This window comes from Thermococcus sp. (assembly GCF_027023865.1).
Classification (GTDB): domain Archaea; phylum Methanobacteriota_B; class Thermococci; order Thermococcales; family Thermococcaceae; genus Thermococcus.
The window spans coordinates 80,534-96,777 of the sequence record NZ_JALVUC010000014.1; the positions used below are offsets into that span (position 1 = coordinate 80,534).

The 16,244-nt window shown below is 51.5% G+C and carries 21 protein-coding genes; 11 read left to right on the forward strand and 10 right to left on the reverse strand.

Annotated elements, in window-relative coordinates; all coding sequences use genetic code 11:
* Positions 1–65: 65 nt before the first annotated feature.
* The 6 genes from MV421_RS04545 to MV421_RS04570 all read left to right on the forward strand — a co-directional run bounded on the left by MV421_RS04545 (position 66) and on the right by MV421_RS04570 (position 3,399).
* Positions 66–434 (forward strand): hypothetical protein, encoded by a 369-nt coding sequence (locus tag MV421_RS04545; protein ID WP_297517921.1) that lies wholly within the window; start codon positions 66–68, stop codon positions 432–434.
* Positions 415–1,149 (forward strand): hypothetical protein, encoded by a 735-nt coding sequence (locus MV421_RS04550; RefSeq protein WP_297517923.1) that lies wholly within the window; start codon positions 415–417, stop codon positions 1,147–1,149. Before MV421_RS04545 ends, MV421_RS04550 begins: the two co-directional genes overlap by 20 nt.
* A gap of 408 nt (positions 1,150–1,557) precedes the next feature.
* On the forward strand, positions 1,558–1,752 hold the full coding sequence (locus MV421_RS04555; protein WP_297503374.1) for a hypothetical protein: 195 nt from the start codon (positions 1,558–1,560) through the stop codon (positions 1,750–1,752).
* Positions 1,753–1,851: 99 nt separating this feature from the next.
* Positions 1,852–2,199, forward strand: a complete 348-nt coding sequence (locus MV421_RS04560; RefSeq protein ID WP_297503376.1) for a hypothetical protein — start codon at positions 1,852–1,854, stop codon at positions 2,197–2,199.
* A 248-nt stretch (positions 2,200–2,447) separates the two neighbouring features.
* On the forward strand, positions 2,448–3,170 hold the full coding sequence (locus tag MV421_RS04565) for a hypothetical protein (protein WP_297503378.1): 723 nt from the start codon (positions 2,448–2,450) through the stop codon (positions 3,168–3,170).
* A gap of 40 nt (positions 3,171–3,210) precedes the next feature.
* On the forward strand, positions 3,211–3,399 hold the full coding sequence (locus MV421_RS04570; RefSeq protein ID WP_297517927.1) for a hypothetical protein: 189 nt from the start codon (positions 3,211–3,213) through the stop codon (positions 3,397–3,399).
* Between the two features lie 40 nt (positions 3,400–3,439).
* Here MV421_RS04570 and MV421_RS04575 read toward each other — a convergent pair whose 3' ends face one another.
* Both MV421_RS04575 and MV421_RS04580 read right to left on the reverse strand, forming a co-directional pair.
* Entirely contained in the window at positions 3,440–5,296 is a 1,857-nt protein-coding gene (locus MV421_RS04575) for an aldehyde ferredoxin oxidoreductase family protein (protein ID WP_297503730.1), read from the reverse strand.
* Complete coding sequence (locus MV421_RS04580; protein WP_297503732.1) at positions 5,296–6,123, reverse strand: aldo/keto reductase; 828 nt, start codon at positions 6,121–6,123, stop codon at positions 5,296–5,298. The genes MV421_RS04575 and MV421_RS04580 overlap by 1 nt, the downstream gene beginning before the upstream one ends.
* A 109-nt stretch (positions 6,124–6,232) precedes the next feature.
* On the opposite strand from MV421_RS04580, the gene MV421_RS04585 reads away from it, so the two are divergent.
* On the forward strand, positions 6,233–6,826 hold the full coding sequence (locus MV421_RS04585; protein WP_297503734.1) for an adenosylcobinamide amidohydrolase: 594 nt from the start codon (positions 6,233–6,235) through the stop codon (positions 6,824–6,826).
* Here the strand turns inward: MV421_RS04585 and cobT are convergent.
* Positions 6,823–7,833, reverse strand: a complete 1,011-nt coding sequence (gene cobT, locus MV421_RS04590) for a nicotinate mononucleotide-dependent phosphoribosyltransferase CobT (protein WP_297421206.1) — start codon at positions 7,831–7,833, stop codon at positions 6,823–6,825. The two genes, MV421_RS04585 and cobT, sit on opposite strands and share 4 nt — an antisense overlap.
* A gap of 69 nt (positions 7,834–7,902) precedes the next feature.
* Here cobT and MV421_RS04595 point away from each other — a divergent pair, with 69 nt between their 5' ends.
* A complete protein-coding gene (locus tag MV421_RS04595) occupies positions 7,903–9,354 on the forward strand; it encodes a cobyric acid synthase (protein WP_297421202.1) in 1,452 nt (483 codons plus the stop codon).
* Positions 9,355–9,574: 220 nt separating this feature from the next.
* Here the strand turns inward: MV421_RS04595 and MV421_RS04600 are convergent, their stop codons facing one another.
* The 6 genes from MV421_RS04600 to MV421_RS04625 are packed head-to-tail and all read right to left on the reverse strand — an operon-like array spanning position 9,575 to position 12,484.
* Positions 9,575–9,946 carry a hypothetical protein gene (locus MV421_RS04600; RefSeq protein ID WP_297503736.1) on the reverse strand — a complete coding sequence of 124 codons (372 nt, stop codon included), beginning with the start codon at positions 9,944–9,946 and terminating at the stop codon, positions 9,575–9,577.
* A gap of 46 nt (positions 9,947–9,992) precedes the next feature.
* Positions 9,993–10,205 carry a hypothetical protein gene (locus MV421_RS04605; RefSeq protein ID WP_297503738.1) on the reverse strand — a complete coding sequence of 71 codons (213 nt, stop codon included), beginning with the start codon at positions 10,203–10,205 and terminating at the stop codon, positions 9,993–9,995.
* Positions 10,202–10,741 carry an NTP transferase domain-containing protein gene (locus MV421_RS04610; RefSeq protein ID WP_297418978.1) on the reverse strand — a complete coding sequence of 180 codons (540 nt, stop codon included), beginning with the start codon at positions 10,739–10,741 and terminating at the stop codon, positions 10,202–10,204. Before MV421_RS04610 ends, MV421_RS04605 begins: the two co-directional genes overlap by 4 nt.
* Positions 10,738–11,433, reverse strand: a complete 696-nt coding sequence (gene cobS / locus MV421_RS04615) for an adenosylcobinamide-GDP ribazoletransferase (protein ID WP_297517931.1) — start codon at positions 11,431–11,433, stop codon at positions 10,738–10,740. Before cobS ends, MV421_RS04610 begins: the two co-directional genes overlap by 4 nt.
* Complete coding sequence (gene cobZ, locus MV421_RS04620; RefSeq protein ID WP_297418974.1) at positions 11,430–11,846, reverse strand: alpha-ribazole phosphatase CobZ; 417 nt, start codon at positions 11,844–11,846, stop codon at positions 11,430–11,432. Before cobZ ends, cobS begins: the two co-directional genes overlap by 4 nt.
* On the reverse strand, positions 11,843–12,484 hold the full coding sequence (locus tag MV421_RS04625; RefSeq protein ID WP_297418972.1) for an ATP pyrophosphatase: 642 nt from the start codon (positions 12,482–12,484) through the stop codon (positions 11,843–11,845). The genes cobZ and MV421_RS04625 overlap by 4 nt, the downstream gene beginning before the upstream one ends.
* A 74-nt stretch (positions 12,485–12,558) precedes the next feature.
* Here MV421_RS04625 and cbiB point away from each other — a divergent pair, with 74 nt between their 5' ends.
* Together cbiB and MV421_RS04635 are read left to right on the forward strand one after the other, a co-directional pair.
* The gene (gene cbiB, locus MV421_RS04630) at positions 12,559–13,443 is read left to right on the forward strand and encodes an adenosylcobinamide-phosphate synthase CbiB (RefSeq protein ID WP_297418969.1); all 885 of its coding nucleotides are present in this window, start codon (positions 12,559–12,561) and stop codon (positions 13,441–13,443) included.
* Positions 13,428–14,405: an aminotransferase class I/II-fold pyridoxal phosphate-dependent enzyme gene (locus tag MV421_RS04635; protein ID WP_297418965.1), complete on the forward strand. Its 978-nt coding sequence runs from the start codon at positions 13,428–13,430 to the stop codon at positions 14,403–14,405. Before cbiB ends, MV421_RS04635 begins: the two co-directional genes overlap by 16 nt.
* 5 nt (positions 14,406–14,410) lie before the next feature.
* Here the strand turns inward: MV421_RS04635 and MV421_RS04640 are convergent, their stop codons facing one another.
* Entirely contained in the window at positions 14,411–15,649 is a 1,239-nt protein-coding gene (locus MV421_RS04640) for a 2,3-bisphosphoglycerate-independent phosphoglycerate mutase (RefSeq protein ID WP_297418982.1), read from the reverse strand.
* A gap of 185 nt (positions 15,650–15,834) precedes the next feature.
* Between MV421_RS04640 and MV421_RS04645 the strand changes: the two genes are divergently transcribed.
* Positions 15,835–15,990 (forward strand): hypothetical protein, encoded by a 156-nt coding sequence (locus MV421_RS04645; protein ID WP_297418962.1) that lies wholly within the window; start codon positions 15,835–15,837, stop codon positions 15,988–15,990.
* Positions 15,991–16,244: the final 254 nt, after the last annotated feature.

A 16,244-nucleotide genomic window follows, 5' to 3' on the forward strand; every position in this document is an offset into this window, starting at 1 on the left:
TACTAATAGTACAAGGAAATACTTATATAGGATAACGTGCATTGAATTATGAAAACTCCTCGGAGGTGGAGCACCTGAAGTGGAGGTCTCTCTTGGCAGTTCTCATCGGGCTGCTGATGGTTGGAGTGACTGCTGGAAGTGCCTATGCTATGGTACAAAAGCCCATCCATCCAATTCTGCCATCCCAACCTCTAACAAAAGCTTTCACAGGTCCCAACGCACAAATTCAAGCCCGTGCTTTTCTTAAGAGACTACCGGTAACACTTACTTTAAACTTCAACACCATGAATGACATAACTTTCATCGGGGTAGCCCTGAGACCGGTAAGTAATGGAGTGTACATTCCGGCGTATTACATAGTTCAAGGGGCAAAGCCTGGGGAATATTCTCTCCTTCAGAGAAAGTTTACAGAATTTGCAGAGAGCCAATTTTAGGGCCCAAGTTTCGAACATCAAGATTGCTTCGAGTATCCAACCCAACGTAAACTGGAACTACGCGGGGAGTATTGACTGGGTAACCTCTACCGCTTCCCATCTCGGACAGGAGGGGTATCTTGAATTTAAGGGATTTTATTATTACTACATAATTGACGAAAACATCATTGAGTACTATGCCAAGAATTATGTCATGGGGGATATGTCATCTTCAGCAGTTGCAGTTAAGGATCTTGACCTCCATGTAAGCCGTGGCCACACTCATGAAGTAATAGATGACTTCCTTCCAAAGGGGCACATTGGTCCGACTACAAGTTATTATGAATCCCAAACAGTAGAATTCAGCCCAACTGAAGCTGCTAAGATCAGTGCCAGTGCAGGTTATTCCGTAAATACAAACGATGATTACTACTTTAGGGTTGATACCCACACTGCGGATCCCAACAGCTACGTGGATTTCCATGCATATGACTTCAAGAAAAAAGTTAGCTGGTGGTTTGACTCTCCTGCTTGGGGTCGTTCTTTCTACATGGAGACAGCCACTACCATGAAAACCACATCAACGGCTACCACTACGTATTTTGGGGTTTTCAAATATAATGTAAATGGAGAGTTCTATTTCAACACCCCCAGCGGTGCAGTGATAACAGAATCTCCCGAAGACATAGACATTTCGGTATTTGTCTACCCACCTCATACTGTGTTTCACAGTTGATATACTGATGTCCATATCTTTTTCTTTTTTGAAGTCAATTCCAAGTTGAAGTTTTAAAGATCAGTTCCTATATCGAAAAGGAGGGGGGCCACTAAATGAAAAGAAATCATAGAGTTGTTTTTATATTTCTTTTATCTTTTCTGTTGGTGTTAGGAATGTTGACATGGATTAGAGAGCATGCTAATAGAAGCCCTTCTCCTGATTCCCTGAGACTGGCTCCCGGCACTGCATTAGACATGCTCTACGATGCAAAGCTGGGCAATTCTCCCTTAAGCCCCAGCTCACATACTGGATCGATGGTAAAACCTGCAGGAAACTTTCTCCTGACTGCCGGGTACTGCGCGTGGAATTCATAGTGGGAGTGGGAACAGGACGTACCTGGCATTCTTTGATTTCCAGAACAAGACCTTGGATCTGGTTCCGACCAACGAAACAGCCGTTGGGGAGTACATCAAATTCTTCAACGAGCACGGCGGGAGAGTCTTTGCCTGCAACTCGACGGTAAAGTCCACGATAAAGACATCGTTCGGGGAGAACGTTACTGTGCGTGAGCTGAACGGCACGTGCGTGGTTCCTACCATCGTGGAGACTGGCAAAGAGTAAAGTATCTGACGGTCTGGGGGAATTACATTGCCGGTGAAAAAGAGGCTTTCCCTTCTAATCTTTGTCCTCATACTTCCCTCAATATGGACATTCAGGGAAGTGCATCGACCTGGGAATCAAGAGATCTCCCTTCCGTCCTACGTAGTTTTCCAGGACAAGATAGCCTCAACGGCCCTTGACTATTGCTATCAGTACAACCCGGACTGGAGGTGCACCGGCGTTACCCTCTGCGCCTGGCCCAACGATACGGCAACGGTCGTCCTATACGCCAACTATACGATTAGCTGCACCGGCCTAACGTGTCGTCCCGTTAATGGAACATATTACAAAGCTGTCATAAACACAACCGACTGGAGAGTTATAGAGTTCGAGCCCGCGAACGAGGACATCTTCCAGGAAGTCGTATCCGAATGCGAGCGGGTGTGGAATGCAACGGAAAAGAAGTAGGAGAGAGTAAATTCATGTTTCATCACGCTCCAAGTGTTTTGAAGGGTGACTTTTTGCGTGAATGTATTTATAAACATGGCAGATTACTCTTATTTCTTTTGCCCCGTTACTATTGTAAAACTAGGTTCCAAATAAACTTATACTCAAAAAAAAAGAAAGAAACTTTACTGATAGTAAAAGGAAAAGGTTATATGGGATAATGTGCATTGAGTTATGAAAACAAGACTTGAGGAGGTAGGTGATTGGTGGTGAAGAGCTTACATCTCATCTCCATTTTTCTTGCGGCTCTCCTCGTTGGAACGCTCGTTGGTTACTATGGACATCAGCCAAAGTCCAATGTTACATCCCCTGAGCTCTGCGTTCTTAAGGAGTATTCAGGGGATTTAGATGGTTTAACTCTCATAGGGGAGTTTGATGGGGTAAAAGTATACGACAGAAAAGGGACATACATCATTGACGACGGAAAATCAAAGCATCTCCTCAACGCGAGTGAAGTCTTTTTCTTCAACTGGGGCTTCGTTGCCCTCAGGAATGAGAGCGAGGTGAGAGCGGTTCCCTTTGTGAAGTTCAGCGTTGACCAGTACGGCAGAACCAACGTGAGCACCGGCAACTTGACCGCGGAGGTCCCGGTTGTTGTTCTGAGAGCCTGTGGTTACGATGGGAAACCCCTCTGGAACCTCACGTTCTCTGGCTACACCTGGGCCTACGACAGCGGGAAATATGGGGTTAAGGAGAACGGAACGGCCGTTCCGGGAATTCTGGCGACCAACACGAGCGACTACCTCTATGCCCTCGTTTATCAGGCCTCCCCAAGGCAGTTCTCGGACCTCAGGAGGTATGCACCGGACGACTACTTTTACGTTTTCGGCAAAAACGGAACCGTCAGGGAGTTTGACCTTGGCGGGGGTTACGTCCCCATCAGGAACACCTTCCTTCTTTCCAACGGTAGCTACGTCCTCATGGGGACTTGAGCAACCCCAGCTTGATGGCTCGCCTCAGTCCGGCTACGTCATGATTCTGAACGGAACAAAAGTAATTTGGAGCAGACTCTTCCAGATAAACGACCCGAGCTGTCTCTGCTACGTCATTCCCGGCTGGGGCGGGATTGACAAAAACGGCTGTGCCCTCTTCGGTCTCTACGACGGTGAGGGTCGGTACTGCAACGGAAAGTTCACGTACGTTGCGAACTTAACAGGGTAGATAACAGGGTAGAGCCCGTGTAAGGGATAAGTTTTGGGGGCTAAGCCCCCATCCTCTTTCTAACAACATCCAACGCCTTCTCGGCATCTTCCCTGAACTCAGGGAGACCGAGCTCTTCCATCGTCTCAGGCAGTGGAACACCAAGTTCTTCATCCCAGCCCCTCAGCCTGTAGAACTCCCTTCTGGCCTCAAGGAAGTCCTTGTGGTCAATGAAGGCCGCGTTACCCTCTGCCGGACCGTCGGGTTCAGGTTCCCACCAGCGCGGCGGAATAACGTCGTCAAGAGGTGGCGTAACCCAGTCGAGGACGTTGTGTATCCTCGCTATGTTCTCAACGCCCCAGGCCCTTCTCCGCAGTTCATCAACCGTCCACTCCTCGCCGGTGACAACGCTGTAGAGCCTCGCGAGGTCTTCAAGTTTGTAGGGCACAAACTTGCACGTGCCGAGCATGTCGGTGATGTAGCTCTCGTCCCTGCCCTCTATGAGCGACGGTACAAGCTCTTTCGCCGGCCCCTGGTTCGGGAGCTGGTGGGGCCTCGGCCAGCCGCGGAGGTGGGAAGCGCCAACGTCAGCTGTGGCGTAGCTCAAGGCGTATGTCCTCCTTCCGCGCGGATCCCATGCCGGTGCCTCCATTCCTTTGACGTGGACGGCTAAGTTGCATCCCCTGCTGAGCCTCTCACAGGCCCTTTTTACCCCGTCCGCCAGGATGGCCCCAAAGCCCCTCCTCTCGGCCATCAGCCTGATGAGCCTCTCCTCTGCCTCCTCATCGCCGAAGCCCTTGACTGGAAATCCTATCTCGTCTTCACCAATCAGACCGTGCTCAACCATTTCAAAGAGCCAGGCTATTGTATTCCCTGTAGCTATGCTATCTAGCCCAAGGTTGTTGACGAGCCAGTTGAAATATGCCACCACTGGGAAGTTGAAGACACCCGTTGAGGCACCGAGCATCGCTATGCTCTCATATTCGGGCTTTACTCGGATTTTTCTGCCCTTGTATTCCACCTCAACGTAGCGAGCGCACTTTATCGGGCAGCTCTTTCCATGGACGAACCATTCTGGCTCGACCTCATACTTCTTGACCTCGTCTCCACCGAGCTTTGAGGCTAATTCGTCCGGGATGTAGGGTCTTGAGAAGTTGTATGCCGGGCTCATACCAAGACTTGCTGAACTCCTGAGGGAGTCGCTAGTTCCGTAGCTCCTCGTGTGCTCGTACTTCGGGTTCGTAGCGAACTCGTCGTAGAATTCCTGCCACAGCTCCTGGAACTTCTCGGGGCTGGCTACAGGGGGCTTTTCGCCCGCCTCAACCACGACCGCTTTAACCTTTTTACTCCCGAGGACGGTTCCTAATCCACCCCTCCCGCTCGCTCTCTCCGTGTCGTAGATTACGTTCGCTATCCTGCTGAGCCTCTCGCCGGCTGGCCCAACTAAGGCGATGCTCGCCTTTGGGTGCTCCTTCCATATCTCTTTGGCAACTTCGTAGTTGCCCTTACCCCAGAGGTGCCCCGCGGGGAGAACTTCCACCTCCCCGTCGTGGATGTACAAGTAAACCGGCTCCTCGCTCTTCCCCTCGATTACCAGCGCGTCAAAGTGCCCCTTCAACTTCGGCCCGAAGGCATCTCCACCGCTGGAGTCGCTGATCAGTCCTGTCTCTGGGCTTTTGCTCACCGCGATCACCTTGCTCGAACCCGGGATAAGGCCTGTCATCCCACCTGGTGCGAAGACGAACTTGTTGGCCGGGCTGAGCGGATCCGTTCCAGGCGGAACTTCCCTGTAAATCAAGTAGTAGCCGAGGCCCTTTCCGCCTATGAACTTCCTTATGGCCTCGTCCGGTAGCTCCTCGTAGGTGATCTTCCCCTCTGTCAGGTTAACGCGCGCAATCCTGTTTTGGTATCCGAACATCAGACGCACCCCCTCGCTTTTTCCCTATCCTCAGCCGAAAGCCTCCAGCCCATCGCTCCTGCATTTTCCTCAACGTGCTCTTTTCTGCCTGCCTTTGGAATCGCCACGACGTTCTTCTCGCAGATGAGATAGTTGAGCGCGACCTGAGCTGCCGTCCTGTTGTAATCCTTCCCTATCTGCTCCAAGCACTTGTTTCTGGCGAGGGTTCCCTTCTCCAGCGGGGTATAGGCTATAAGAATCATTTTCTCCCGCTTCATATAGTCGAGAAGACCTGTTGTTTCAGGCCATCTATCTTTGAGAGAGTACTTGACCTCGTTCACCACAATCTCATACTTCCTCATCGCCCCCTGAGAGCGCTTGAGAAGCTTGAGGTCGAAGTTGCTCACGTCGATGTACCTAATGAGTCCTTCATCAATGAGTTCCTCAAGGGTGTGGAGGGTCTTTTCAATCTTCTCCCAACTGTCCCCAGGCCAGTGAAGGAGGTAGAGGTCTATGTAAGTGCCAAGTCTCTTTGCACTCGCCCTTGCGGCCTTTTTGGCCTCACCGTGGCCGAAGTGGCTTGGCCATACCTTGCTGATTATGAATATTTCCTCACGGTCAAAGCCCTCTATCGCTTTTCCAACGAGTTCCTCACTGTGGCCTGCGCCGTAAAACTCAGCCGTGTCGATGAGGTTGATCCCAAGACCAAGGCCGTAGCGGAGAACATCCACACTCTCCTTGTCCCTTGAATAGTCTGGAGTCTCATAACCACCGATTCCCCACGTGCCCATGTCGATGGAAGTAACTTTCCCATCACCTATCCTCTTCAAATCTAAAACCTTCTGCATATTCTACACCTCTTAGGGTTAGGACTTCAAACCTAATTAAAGTTTCTGTCTGAACGCTAAGATAGTTGGACAAACGTGGCCTTTTTAACATGGACCACCAACGGCCTCCATGCGGCATTTCATAATGGGGTTTGAACGCAAAATGGTTGCACTGGGCAACGCGCCCCACAGGGGTGGCTTGACTCGAGCCAACGGCTTCTTCTTTATGGGGGTTCCTAAGGACTACTCGGGGAACTACAAGGCAGACTGTTTAGCCTTTGAACGGAGGCACGGCTTGAAAAACTTCGTTGGCTTCATGACGGCCGCTGATATTGGAAAGGTTCTCTCCACTGCCAAAAACGGGAGTGTTACTGCCTACATCACCGCTGGAATAACAAACCCAGCTATAGCCGGTGAAGAGCCACCTCCCTGGAAGTCGGGGACTATAAACATAGCCCTCGTAGTCGAGGAAGGCTTAACGGTCGGCGCAATGGCCAACGCTATAATGACGGCAACCGAGGCAAAGACTTACACCCTGTTAAGGCTCGGCTACAACGTGACTGGAACAACGAGCGATGGGATAGAAGTTTTTGCCTTTGAAGGGGAGAAGGAGTGGACGGGGACGGCGACGGAACTAGGCCTAAACGTTGGTAAGGCCGTGAGGCGAGCCTTGGAGGAAAGCTTGAGAAGGTGGGAGAAGACAAGAGCTATGGAACTGTGTTAGCTTCCCGTTTTCATCCCTATTAGCTTCCTGTAAAGCTCCTCCACTTTTCCGCTCACTTCCTCAGGTGAGAAGCCGGCCTTGACCGCTAACCACGTAGCCCCCCCAGCGCCAACCCCCTCCTTAACGTAACCGCGCTCGTAGTCTCTCAGACCCTTGAACTCGCTCTCAGAGAAGTCTAGGTCAGCTGAATAAGTTATTACCCCTATCCCTTTCGCCGTCTTAAGGAATGTCGCACTTCTATCGTTAACCACCCACTTGGTAGTCGCTACCATACAACGGTCAAGACTTTCGCCGAGTGCCTTTAAAAGGGCTGAAGCCGCCAACATCTGAGTTCCACCTGCGAGGACAACACTTTTCCTGAAGCCGAGGGAAAGGCCTACCACCGTTGCCATCATAGGATCGCCGAATTGTCTCAGGGCTTCGAGCGGATTGTCCTTGAGCTGGCCCCGCTCGATTCCTGCCCTCCCAAAGGCTTCAGCTATGACTTCTTCCTTGAGGCTCTGCGGGTTGTCTGGAGAAGCCGACGAGGTTCTGGATTCATATCCGAGCGCCCAGAGGACGGCTTGGGCCGTTGTAGTTCCCCCGGGGGTTGATTCCCCTATGACGAGCTCTTTAACAGACGACTTATTCAGCTCCTCTCCGAGAAGCTTAGCGTTCTTGATTATCTCCCCGAATTCTGGTAAAGCTGGCTCCCTCCTGAAGTCCCTTCCAACGGCGCTACTTATGTGGACGTGGGGAATCAGCGGGGCAAGGTAGGTCCCCCCTCTCACAACCAGAACCGGAAAGTTCGCCAGTTCCTTCGCCGCCTTGGTGATTATAGCTGGCGTTGGGTGTCCCTCCGGCGTTACTGGAATAACGTCAATAGTTAGGGGCTTCTCATGGAAAAGGTATTCAGCATCAGCCACCGGAGTGAGCTTCGTTAGTTCGGGAGTTGCTCCTGCAACGCTTATTCCTGGAACAGTACTTATTTCGGTGTTTCCTAAGACGAGCAGGAATAGGCTCTCCATAACGACCACCGATGGAGTTTTTATCCAAGGGTTTATATGTCCTTTCCCCCAACTGGTTATGGTGGGATAATGGGAAAGGCTCTGATGGTTCAGGGGACATCCTCAGGAGCGGGCAAGTCTCTCCTGGTAACGGCGTTGTGTAGGATTTTCTCAAACCTCGGCTACGATGTCGTCCCCTTCAAGAGCCAGAACATGAGCCTGAACTCCGCTCCCAGCATAGAGGGCGGTGAGATAAGTCGCGCTCAGTATCTGCAGGCTATCGCCTGTATGAAAAAGCCCAGCGTGAAGTTCAACCCTATTCTCCTCAAGCCCGAGGGGAGAATGAGGAGCCAGATCGTCTTCATGGGGAAACCAATAGGTAGCGTCTCCGCTAAAGATTATATGCTCTCACGGAAGGAGGAGCTGTTCCAAAAGACCATGAACGTCCTCGATGGATTGAAGGCGAGACATGATCTCGTTTTAATTGAAGGCGCAGGCAGTCCGGTCGAGATAAACCTAAAGGACTATGACATAGCCAACATGCGCGTGGCAAAGCACACCAACGCGAGGGTTATTCTCGTTACGGACATAGACCGCGGTGGAAGCTTCGCCTCGATAGTAGGCACAATGGAGCTTTTGAGTGAGGAGGAGCAAAACCTAGTCCTCGGCTTCGTCTTCAACAAGTTCCGCGGCGATGCCTCCCTGCTAAAGCCGGGCTTTGATTACCTTGAGGGACGCTATGGCAAGCCGACCCTCGGCGTTATCCCATATATTGAGCACCGCCTGCCCGAGGAGGATTCTCTAGCCGAGTTCCCAAAGGTGAAGGGCGATCTGCACATCCAGATAATCAAACTCCCGCACATAAGCAACTTCACGGACTTTGAGCCCCTTCACTGGGCGAACGGCGTTGATTACATCACGAGGGCCGAGGAAATAAGGGGTGATATCATCATTGTTCCAGGGAGCAAGAACACGGTTGATGATCTGCTATGGATGCGTGAAAACGGGATTGAAGATGCCATACTACAAGCCCATCGCGAAGGAGCTTTCGTCGTCGGAATCTGCGGAGGCTTTCAGATGCTCGGAAAAGAGATTGTAGATGAAGTTGAGTCCAAGCGCGGTAAGGTTAAGGGAATCGGCCTTCTCCCGTCAAAAACTGTCTTCACAGCGAAAAAGCGGACAAACCATCTCAACACGAGGGTCCTCTGGGAACCGGCGAGGGAGATGGAGGTTGAAGGCTACGAAATAAGAATGGGACGTTCGATCTCGGACAGGCCGTTTTCAGTCATAACCTCGGTGAACGGTGCCAAAGCTCTCGAACCAGAGGGTGCTATAGGTGAGAGGGCCTTTGGAACCTACCTGCACGGCATATTCCACAACTTCGTCTTCACCGAGCGCTTTTTAAACTTCTTCAGGTTGGAGAAGGGGCTTGAACCTGTTTCGGTTAAAGGGTGGGACATAGAGGAGGAGATTGAGAGGTTCGCGCGGGTTGTTGAGGAAAACCTCGACGTGGGGAGGATTTTAGGGGAGCTTGGACTCTGAGAGTTCTTTGCTCCTTATCTTTAGAAGGTTTTTCCGCATCGTGTACACGGCTGGGGCCATTGAGATAAAGGAGATAAGAAGTGAAAATCCAACGACCGTCGATATTGGGAACACCAGAAATAATAGAACTCCCGTATACCAGAAGAAAATGTAAAGAAAAGCGCTAATGACTGGTACAAGAACGGCAACGGTCAGGAGATAGTATACGGAAATCGAAAAGTCAACAGATGTCCTGCGGGCGAAGTTCAGTGAGGCAAGGATAACTCTTGGGTGAAAGTATTGTCCTTGGGGTTATTTTCTCGCAGGACTTCTTGGACTCCAAGGTGAGCACTCTGAGAGACACTTTATTGGCGTCCTTAGCGAAGGGGAAGAGCATCCCAAGAAAGAAAATTATAGGGATCCATCCAAGGAACTTACTGTGCAAGTAGCACGCCACATCGAATATGCCAACGAGACCAGTTATACCCAAGCTTAACCCCAGTAAGGCCTTTTTAATCTCGGGGGTTCTGTATCTGGCTTTTTTCCATACTAGCCACAGGAGGGTAACGACCCCTACAACGAGTAGGTTCATAACAGGGAGCAGGACCTCCATTTTCCCTCGAGGTCTTTAAACTGTGATGGGTTAAAAGGTTTCTTAGCTAAAAATAATCCTCTGGACTCTCCAGCTCCTTTGGAGGATGCCTTTTTCTCCACCAGAGCTTCAAACGTATGTACAGGTAGAACCCGAGGAAGATGAGCAGGCCTATGAGGAGCAGAACTATTCCTACAACCAAGAAGCCGAAGAAAAACAGCAGACCTAGAACTAGAATCCCAATGAAGGCCAGCGTGCTTTTAACCTTCTCACCCCTCATCTTCCCACCAGCTCGGCTATTCCCCTCGCAAGCTTTAACTCTTCCGGTGTGTTCACGTTGAGCGCTAATAGGGGGTTGCTCATCTCAAAAAATCTCTCCCCTTCAGTCCCAACCGCGTTCAGCCCGACTACCGCGTATCCCTTGTAAACAGCCGGCTTCAAATCCTTTGGAACCCCCTCCAGCGGGAGGACGCCGGTTAGGCTGATCTTTCCGTCGAATGCCTTAGCTATGGCGGCAATATCTGATGCCCTAACAAAGGGCAGATCTGATGAAACACTGACAAAAGGGCCAAACTCTTGAAGAAGCCACCTCACGTCCTCCACGTAGCCCCTCCCCGGCGTCTCAATGAAGGGAACCCCTCCGCGGATGCACAGCTCCTTTGTTCTCGGTGTGTTCATTGAGAGGGCCACAACCGTCTCCCCCACTGCTGAAGCCTGATCGTAAACTCTCAGGAGCATTGACTCCCCCCCGACCATCAGGACGGGCTTTTCCCTCCCCATACGCGTTGACTTTCCGCCGGCTAGGATGATTATCACACACACCACCACACAAACGCCAAAACGAGCAACGTCCCCGCCCTCGTTATCTCGGCAATCGCTCCGAGGCAATCGCCGTTTATCCCACCAAAGTTTTTGAAGGAGAGCCGTATCATATAAGGGGCGAAGAGAAGGCCAACCAATCCTACGAGGGCTACTGGGTTGAAGAGGGCAACCGGAAGGTAAAGAATGGCATAGAGGAGCGTCCCGATGACTAACTGTCTTCTGCTCATCCCTTCCATGAAATATGCCCCTAATCCATGGCCGAGGGGTCTTTTTGTGCTCAACCCAAGGAGCATAGCGTATTTTGAGTTCAGCTCTGCTAGATAGATGGAATAAAACGGCACGAGAGGGAGGGAGTAAACCTGGAGGAAGAGAGCCATTGCAACAGCGAAGAGACCCGCTATACCCGTGTTTAGGTCCTTCATGGCCTTGATTTTTCGCTCGCGTTCGCCTTTGACCATTATCCCGTCCGCCCAGTCAGCAAGGCCGTCTAGGTGGAGGAGACCTATCGTTAAGTAGAGGGCCAGCACTGCAAGGATGTTTGCCAGTGGGAGCTTTAGGTAGAGCACCAGAACAGGAAGGGTTGAACTAATGGGGGCAACGAGTGGGATTGCCCACAGCTCCTTTTGGATTTTCTCAAAGTCACCATTGACTGGAATCCTCGTGAGGAACGGCAGGATGTTTCTCATTTAACATCCTCCTGGAAGAGCCTCGTCATGCAGCCAGCTATAAGTCCCCCTACTGCATCATCGAGAAATGGGGGAAGCCGCGCCAGGATTCCGGGCTTTTTGGTGTCATAGTAGAAAAAGTTGAAGAGCGCCATTTTTCCGCCAATGTACTCGGCGATGTTAATTCCAATCAGCTCGTCCGCGACCAGGTTCACAGGGTCGCCATCGACCTTAAAGCCCCCCTCAAGCAGGAGCGCTGCCATCAGGAGGGCTTGGATGTTGATATCATCAAGGTAGTGGAGCATGAGTTTTTTGAGCCTCCCCTGGACTTCCTCGGGGTTGTTACCGATGTATAACTCTATAGCAGCTTCTACCATTGCTTCAAGCGTCACGCCGTGTTCTTCGAGCCTTTGAAGAAGTTCTCCACTCTTCACGCTCTCACCAGCCCGAAGCGGATCCAGTGGTACCTCTCGCTCTCCTCGACGGACTTTACGTCAAGGTTGAAGCGCCCCTCAAAGAGGGGTGAGGCCAAAACTACCGTGTGGAACTCTCCAAACTCTCCAACCGGGTCAACGCCCGGGTAAGCCTTCAAAAAGTTCTTCAGGTCTTGTTCCGAGCTGAATGTATAAGTTAGGGCATCTCTGGAGAGCTTTTCCTTATCAACCGCTATTATCACCCACTCGAAGCCCTCTTCGAGCATCTCCTCGGCAAGCTCCAGCGTGTTCCTCCCCCAGAGCGGTTCGAGAGCTTTAATTCCTGCTTTTTCCGTAAGGCTTTCGACCCATACCTTGTGGTCGTCCAAGAGGACATCGCCTGATATGAGGTACTCGATACCGAGCGAGCCAATGAAGTCGGCCAGGGCGTCACTTCCCCTGGCCATGTCGAAGGTCAGCATTTTCCTCCCCATCTTCTTGGTGAGTGTTTCCAGCGCCCCAAAGTTCTCCCAGTGTGGTGAGAGGCCGATGGTGGTTTTGAGCGCCAGCAGGTATGGAACCTCAATTCCCATCTTCTCCGCAAGGTGAAGCGCGTAAAGCCCATCCTTGCCGCCCGAAAAGAACACCACTCCGTTCAAGCTATCGCCTCCGTCAGGGTTATAAGAGGTTGGAGCTTTTATCCATTGCGCTAGCTGCACCCGGAGGAACGACGATGAACGGACTTGTCCTATTTATCCCGGCACTTCTCTGGGACCTGCTCCTCGGTGAACCTCCGGCGTTAGTTCATCCCGTTGTATGGTTTGGGAAGCTCGCCGGTTTGCTTGATTCCCGCTATAGGAGGCGTTCTCCAGCCCTTGATTTTCTGGTCGGGATGGTTACAGCGTTGGCAGTCATCGTTTTTGCCCTCCTCCTGGCAATCTCTGCCCCCTCTGCTCCTTATCCCCTCAACTACGCCTTGGCAGTTTACCTCCTCAAGAGTTCCTTCGCGGTGAGGAGCCTCCACGAGCACATTGCGAGGACGATAACAGACAATGTTAAAGAGAAAAGAAAAGCGGTCTCGATGATCGTCAGTAGGGATGTGGGGAAGCTCGATGAGCCCCACCTGAACTCGGCCTCGATAGAGAGCCTCGCCGAGAACCTCAACGACAGCGTTGTGGCGCCGCTATTCTACTTCCTCCTCTTCGGCCTCCCCGGTGCTTTAATCTACCGCGCCGTTAACACGCTTGATGCCATGCTTGGCTATAGAAACGAGCGCTATGAATACTTCGGCAAGTTCTCCGCCCGACTGGACGACCTCCTTAACTTCATTCCGGCCCGCTTGACAGTTCTTCTCTACCTTCCTATTGGAGGGAAGAGGGTTCTCCGGTACTATCGCCTCGCTAGGTTCAAGATAAACTCGGACAAGCCCATAGCGGTGATGAGTGCCGTTTTAGGCGTCTGGCTCGAAAAACCCGGCGTTTACCGTTTTCCCGGACGGGAACCAGAGAACGGTGATATACGGCGGGCCTTGAGGATCTACCGGTTGATTGTTGGTGAATGGGTCTTTACGGTCCTCTTACTCATCGCAACGGGGGTGTGCACATGCTTGAGCCGATAGGGTTCTCGACCTACCATGGTGGTGCGAGGGAAGAAGGATTGATAGACTTCTCCGCCTCACTCAACCCGTATCCACCGGAATGGCTCGACAGGATGTTCGAGCGGGCGAAGGGGATAAGCGGTCGCTATCCCTACTACGAAAGGCTTGAGGAAGGCCTTTCAGGGCTGGTTGGGGAGGAGGTTGCCGTAACGGCCGGAATCACGGAAGCTCTTTACCTACTCGGAACCCTCGCGCTCCGCGGGAGGAGGGTGGTAATCCCACGCCACACATACGGTGAGTACGAGAGGGTTGCGCGTATTTTTGGGGCAAGAGTCCTCAAAGGCCCGAACGAACCTGCAAAGCTTGCTGAACTTGTTGAAAGGGAGTCAGTAATCTTCTTCTGCAACCCCAACAATCCGAACGGGAGGTATTACATGCCAAGGGAGCTTAAACCACTTATCGACACCGTTGAGGATAAGAATGCCCTTCTTGTCCTTGATGAAGCATTTATAGACTTCGTTAAAGGCGCTAAAAGTCCCAAAGGGGAAAACCTTTTGAAGCTCAGAACCTTCACAAAGAGCTACGGCCTGCCGGGAATAAGGGTCGGCTACGTTATAGGCTTTCCCGAGGCACTTAGGAGCGTCAGGATGCCCTGGGGAGTAGGCTCGACCGGCCTCGCTTTCCTTGAGTTTTTGCTTGAGGACGGCTTCGAGCACCTGAGGAAGACGATGCCACTAATCTGGCGCGAGAAGGAGAGGATGGAAAAGGCTTTAGGAGTCAAAAGTGACACCAATTTCTTCACTATGCAAGTTGGAGACGCTAGAGAAACCGTAGAGACCCTAAAGAAGCGCGGAATCCTTGTGAGGGACTGTACGAGCTTCGACCTTCCAGAGTATGTCCGCTTCTCGGTGAGGAAGCCCGAAGAGAACGGGAAGCTGATTGAGGCGTTAAAAGAGGCCGAAATGGAAAGGAAGAGCATGTAGGGCCGTCAAGCCCCGAACTTTTCACTCCTGTTCATGAGGTCTATCATTATCGGTACTATGTCGTGGCCCTTTATCCTGCCGAGGCCACCGCGCATGCACTCACGCTCGCCGAAAGCTTCACTGGAGTCAGGCCTTACCCCACCGCCGGAGATGAGGAGTGGAACCGGGTCGCCGCTGTGATTCATGACCTCGCAGGGCGTTGAGTGATCGCCGGTTATCGCTATCACCGTCTCCTCAAGGTCGATGTGGTCGATGATGTAGCCTATCATCCTGTCAGCCTTCTCTATCATCTCGGCCTTGAGCTTGGGGTTACCATCGTGGCCCGCTGCATCTGTCGGCTTGAAGTGAAGGAACACGAAGTCGTACTCCTTGAGTAACTCGACGGTCTTCCTCGCCTTGGCCATCTCGTCGGTGTCGTATTCCCCAGTTGCCCCTTTAGGGGTGTAAACGTCGAAGCCTATCGCCCTAGCTACGCCCTTAACGAGCGAGACCGCTATAACCGCCCCGGCCTTGACCTTCCACTGCTTCGTGAACTTCATCGGTATGTCTGGATAGGTTCCCGCACCTCTGATGAGGAGGTAGTTCGCGACAGGCTTGCCCTCCTTCCTGCGCTTCTCGTTGATGGGGTGCTTCTCAAGGACCCCGTGGGCCTGCTTAACGAACTCTTCAAGGATTTCTGCAACCTTCTTGCTCTCCTCATCTTCCCATGTGAAGCTCTTGGGTGGCTTTCCTGCCTCATGGGGATCATTTTCGCCGACTTTATAACCGAAAGCCATGCCTTTAAGAACGAGGGCGGCCCTGTGACCGGTAGCCCCTGCAAAGATGAAGTCAACCGGCAGTTTAACGTTCTCCTGTATCGTCTTCGCCAGCTCGTGGGCTTCCTCGGTGTCTATCCTACCCGCACGCCTGTCGGTTATGATATCGTTCTCGATAGTGGCGAAGTTAACACGGAAGGCCAAGTCATCCTCGCTAAGGTCCAGGCCAATGCCCATAGCCTCTAGGTAGCCCCTTCCACGGTAGACCTTGTAGGGGTCGTAGCCGAATATGCTAAGGTGAGCGGTGTCGCTTCCAGCCGGCTGGCCGGGCTTAATCGGGTCCTGTTGGCCAAGGATTCCAATCTTGGCGAGCTTATCCATGTTTGGAGTTTTTGCATACTCCAGCGGCGTCTTTCCGCCGAACTCCTTAATCGGCCTATCTCCGAGGCCGTCGAGGATTATGAGCAATCCCTTTCTCTGCTGCTTCATATCTACCACCAAGGGTGAATAGGTGCGATGGGTTAAAAGGTTTGTTGGACAATGAAATAATAAACCACAATAAATAAATTTACATCTCTTCTACTAAAGAGAGGAATATACTAATATAATAAGGAGAAATTTATAAGGATAAGTTAGTTGATATGTACTGCAGAACCACTTATGAGGTGAATCACGTGAAGTGGAAGCCATTGTTTGCAGTCCTTTTGGGGCTGTTGATGGTTGGAGTAACGGCAGGAAGCATTAGTGCTATGCCCTATGGAGCTAAGGCATCAATAAAAATAAAACAGCTCCAGTATCCTAACGGGAGGTCCAAGATATACACCACATGACAAAGAACGATGCGCCTACGCACTATAAGTCAATCCCACCATACCAACCGAAAATGTTTTTTGACAAAGATCAAGTGACATTGATCTTTGACAGAGCAGATTCTTACAGCTATCATGGGATTGTTTACATTTTTCTCTTGAAAGCCTTGTCCTTTAGGGCGGGGATGCAGTAAACCGCCCAACGGCCCTTAAAGAGGAAAGCAAATCGTTTTAAAACCTAAGAGCCATACCATACCTTGGAATGAAGCGGACAG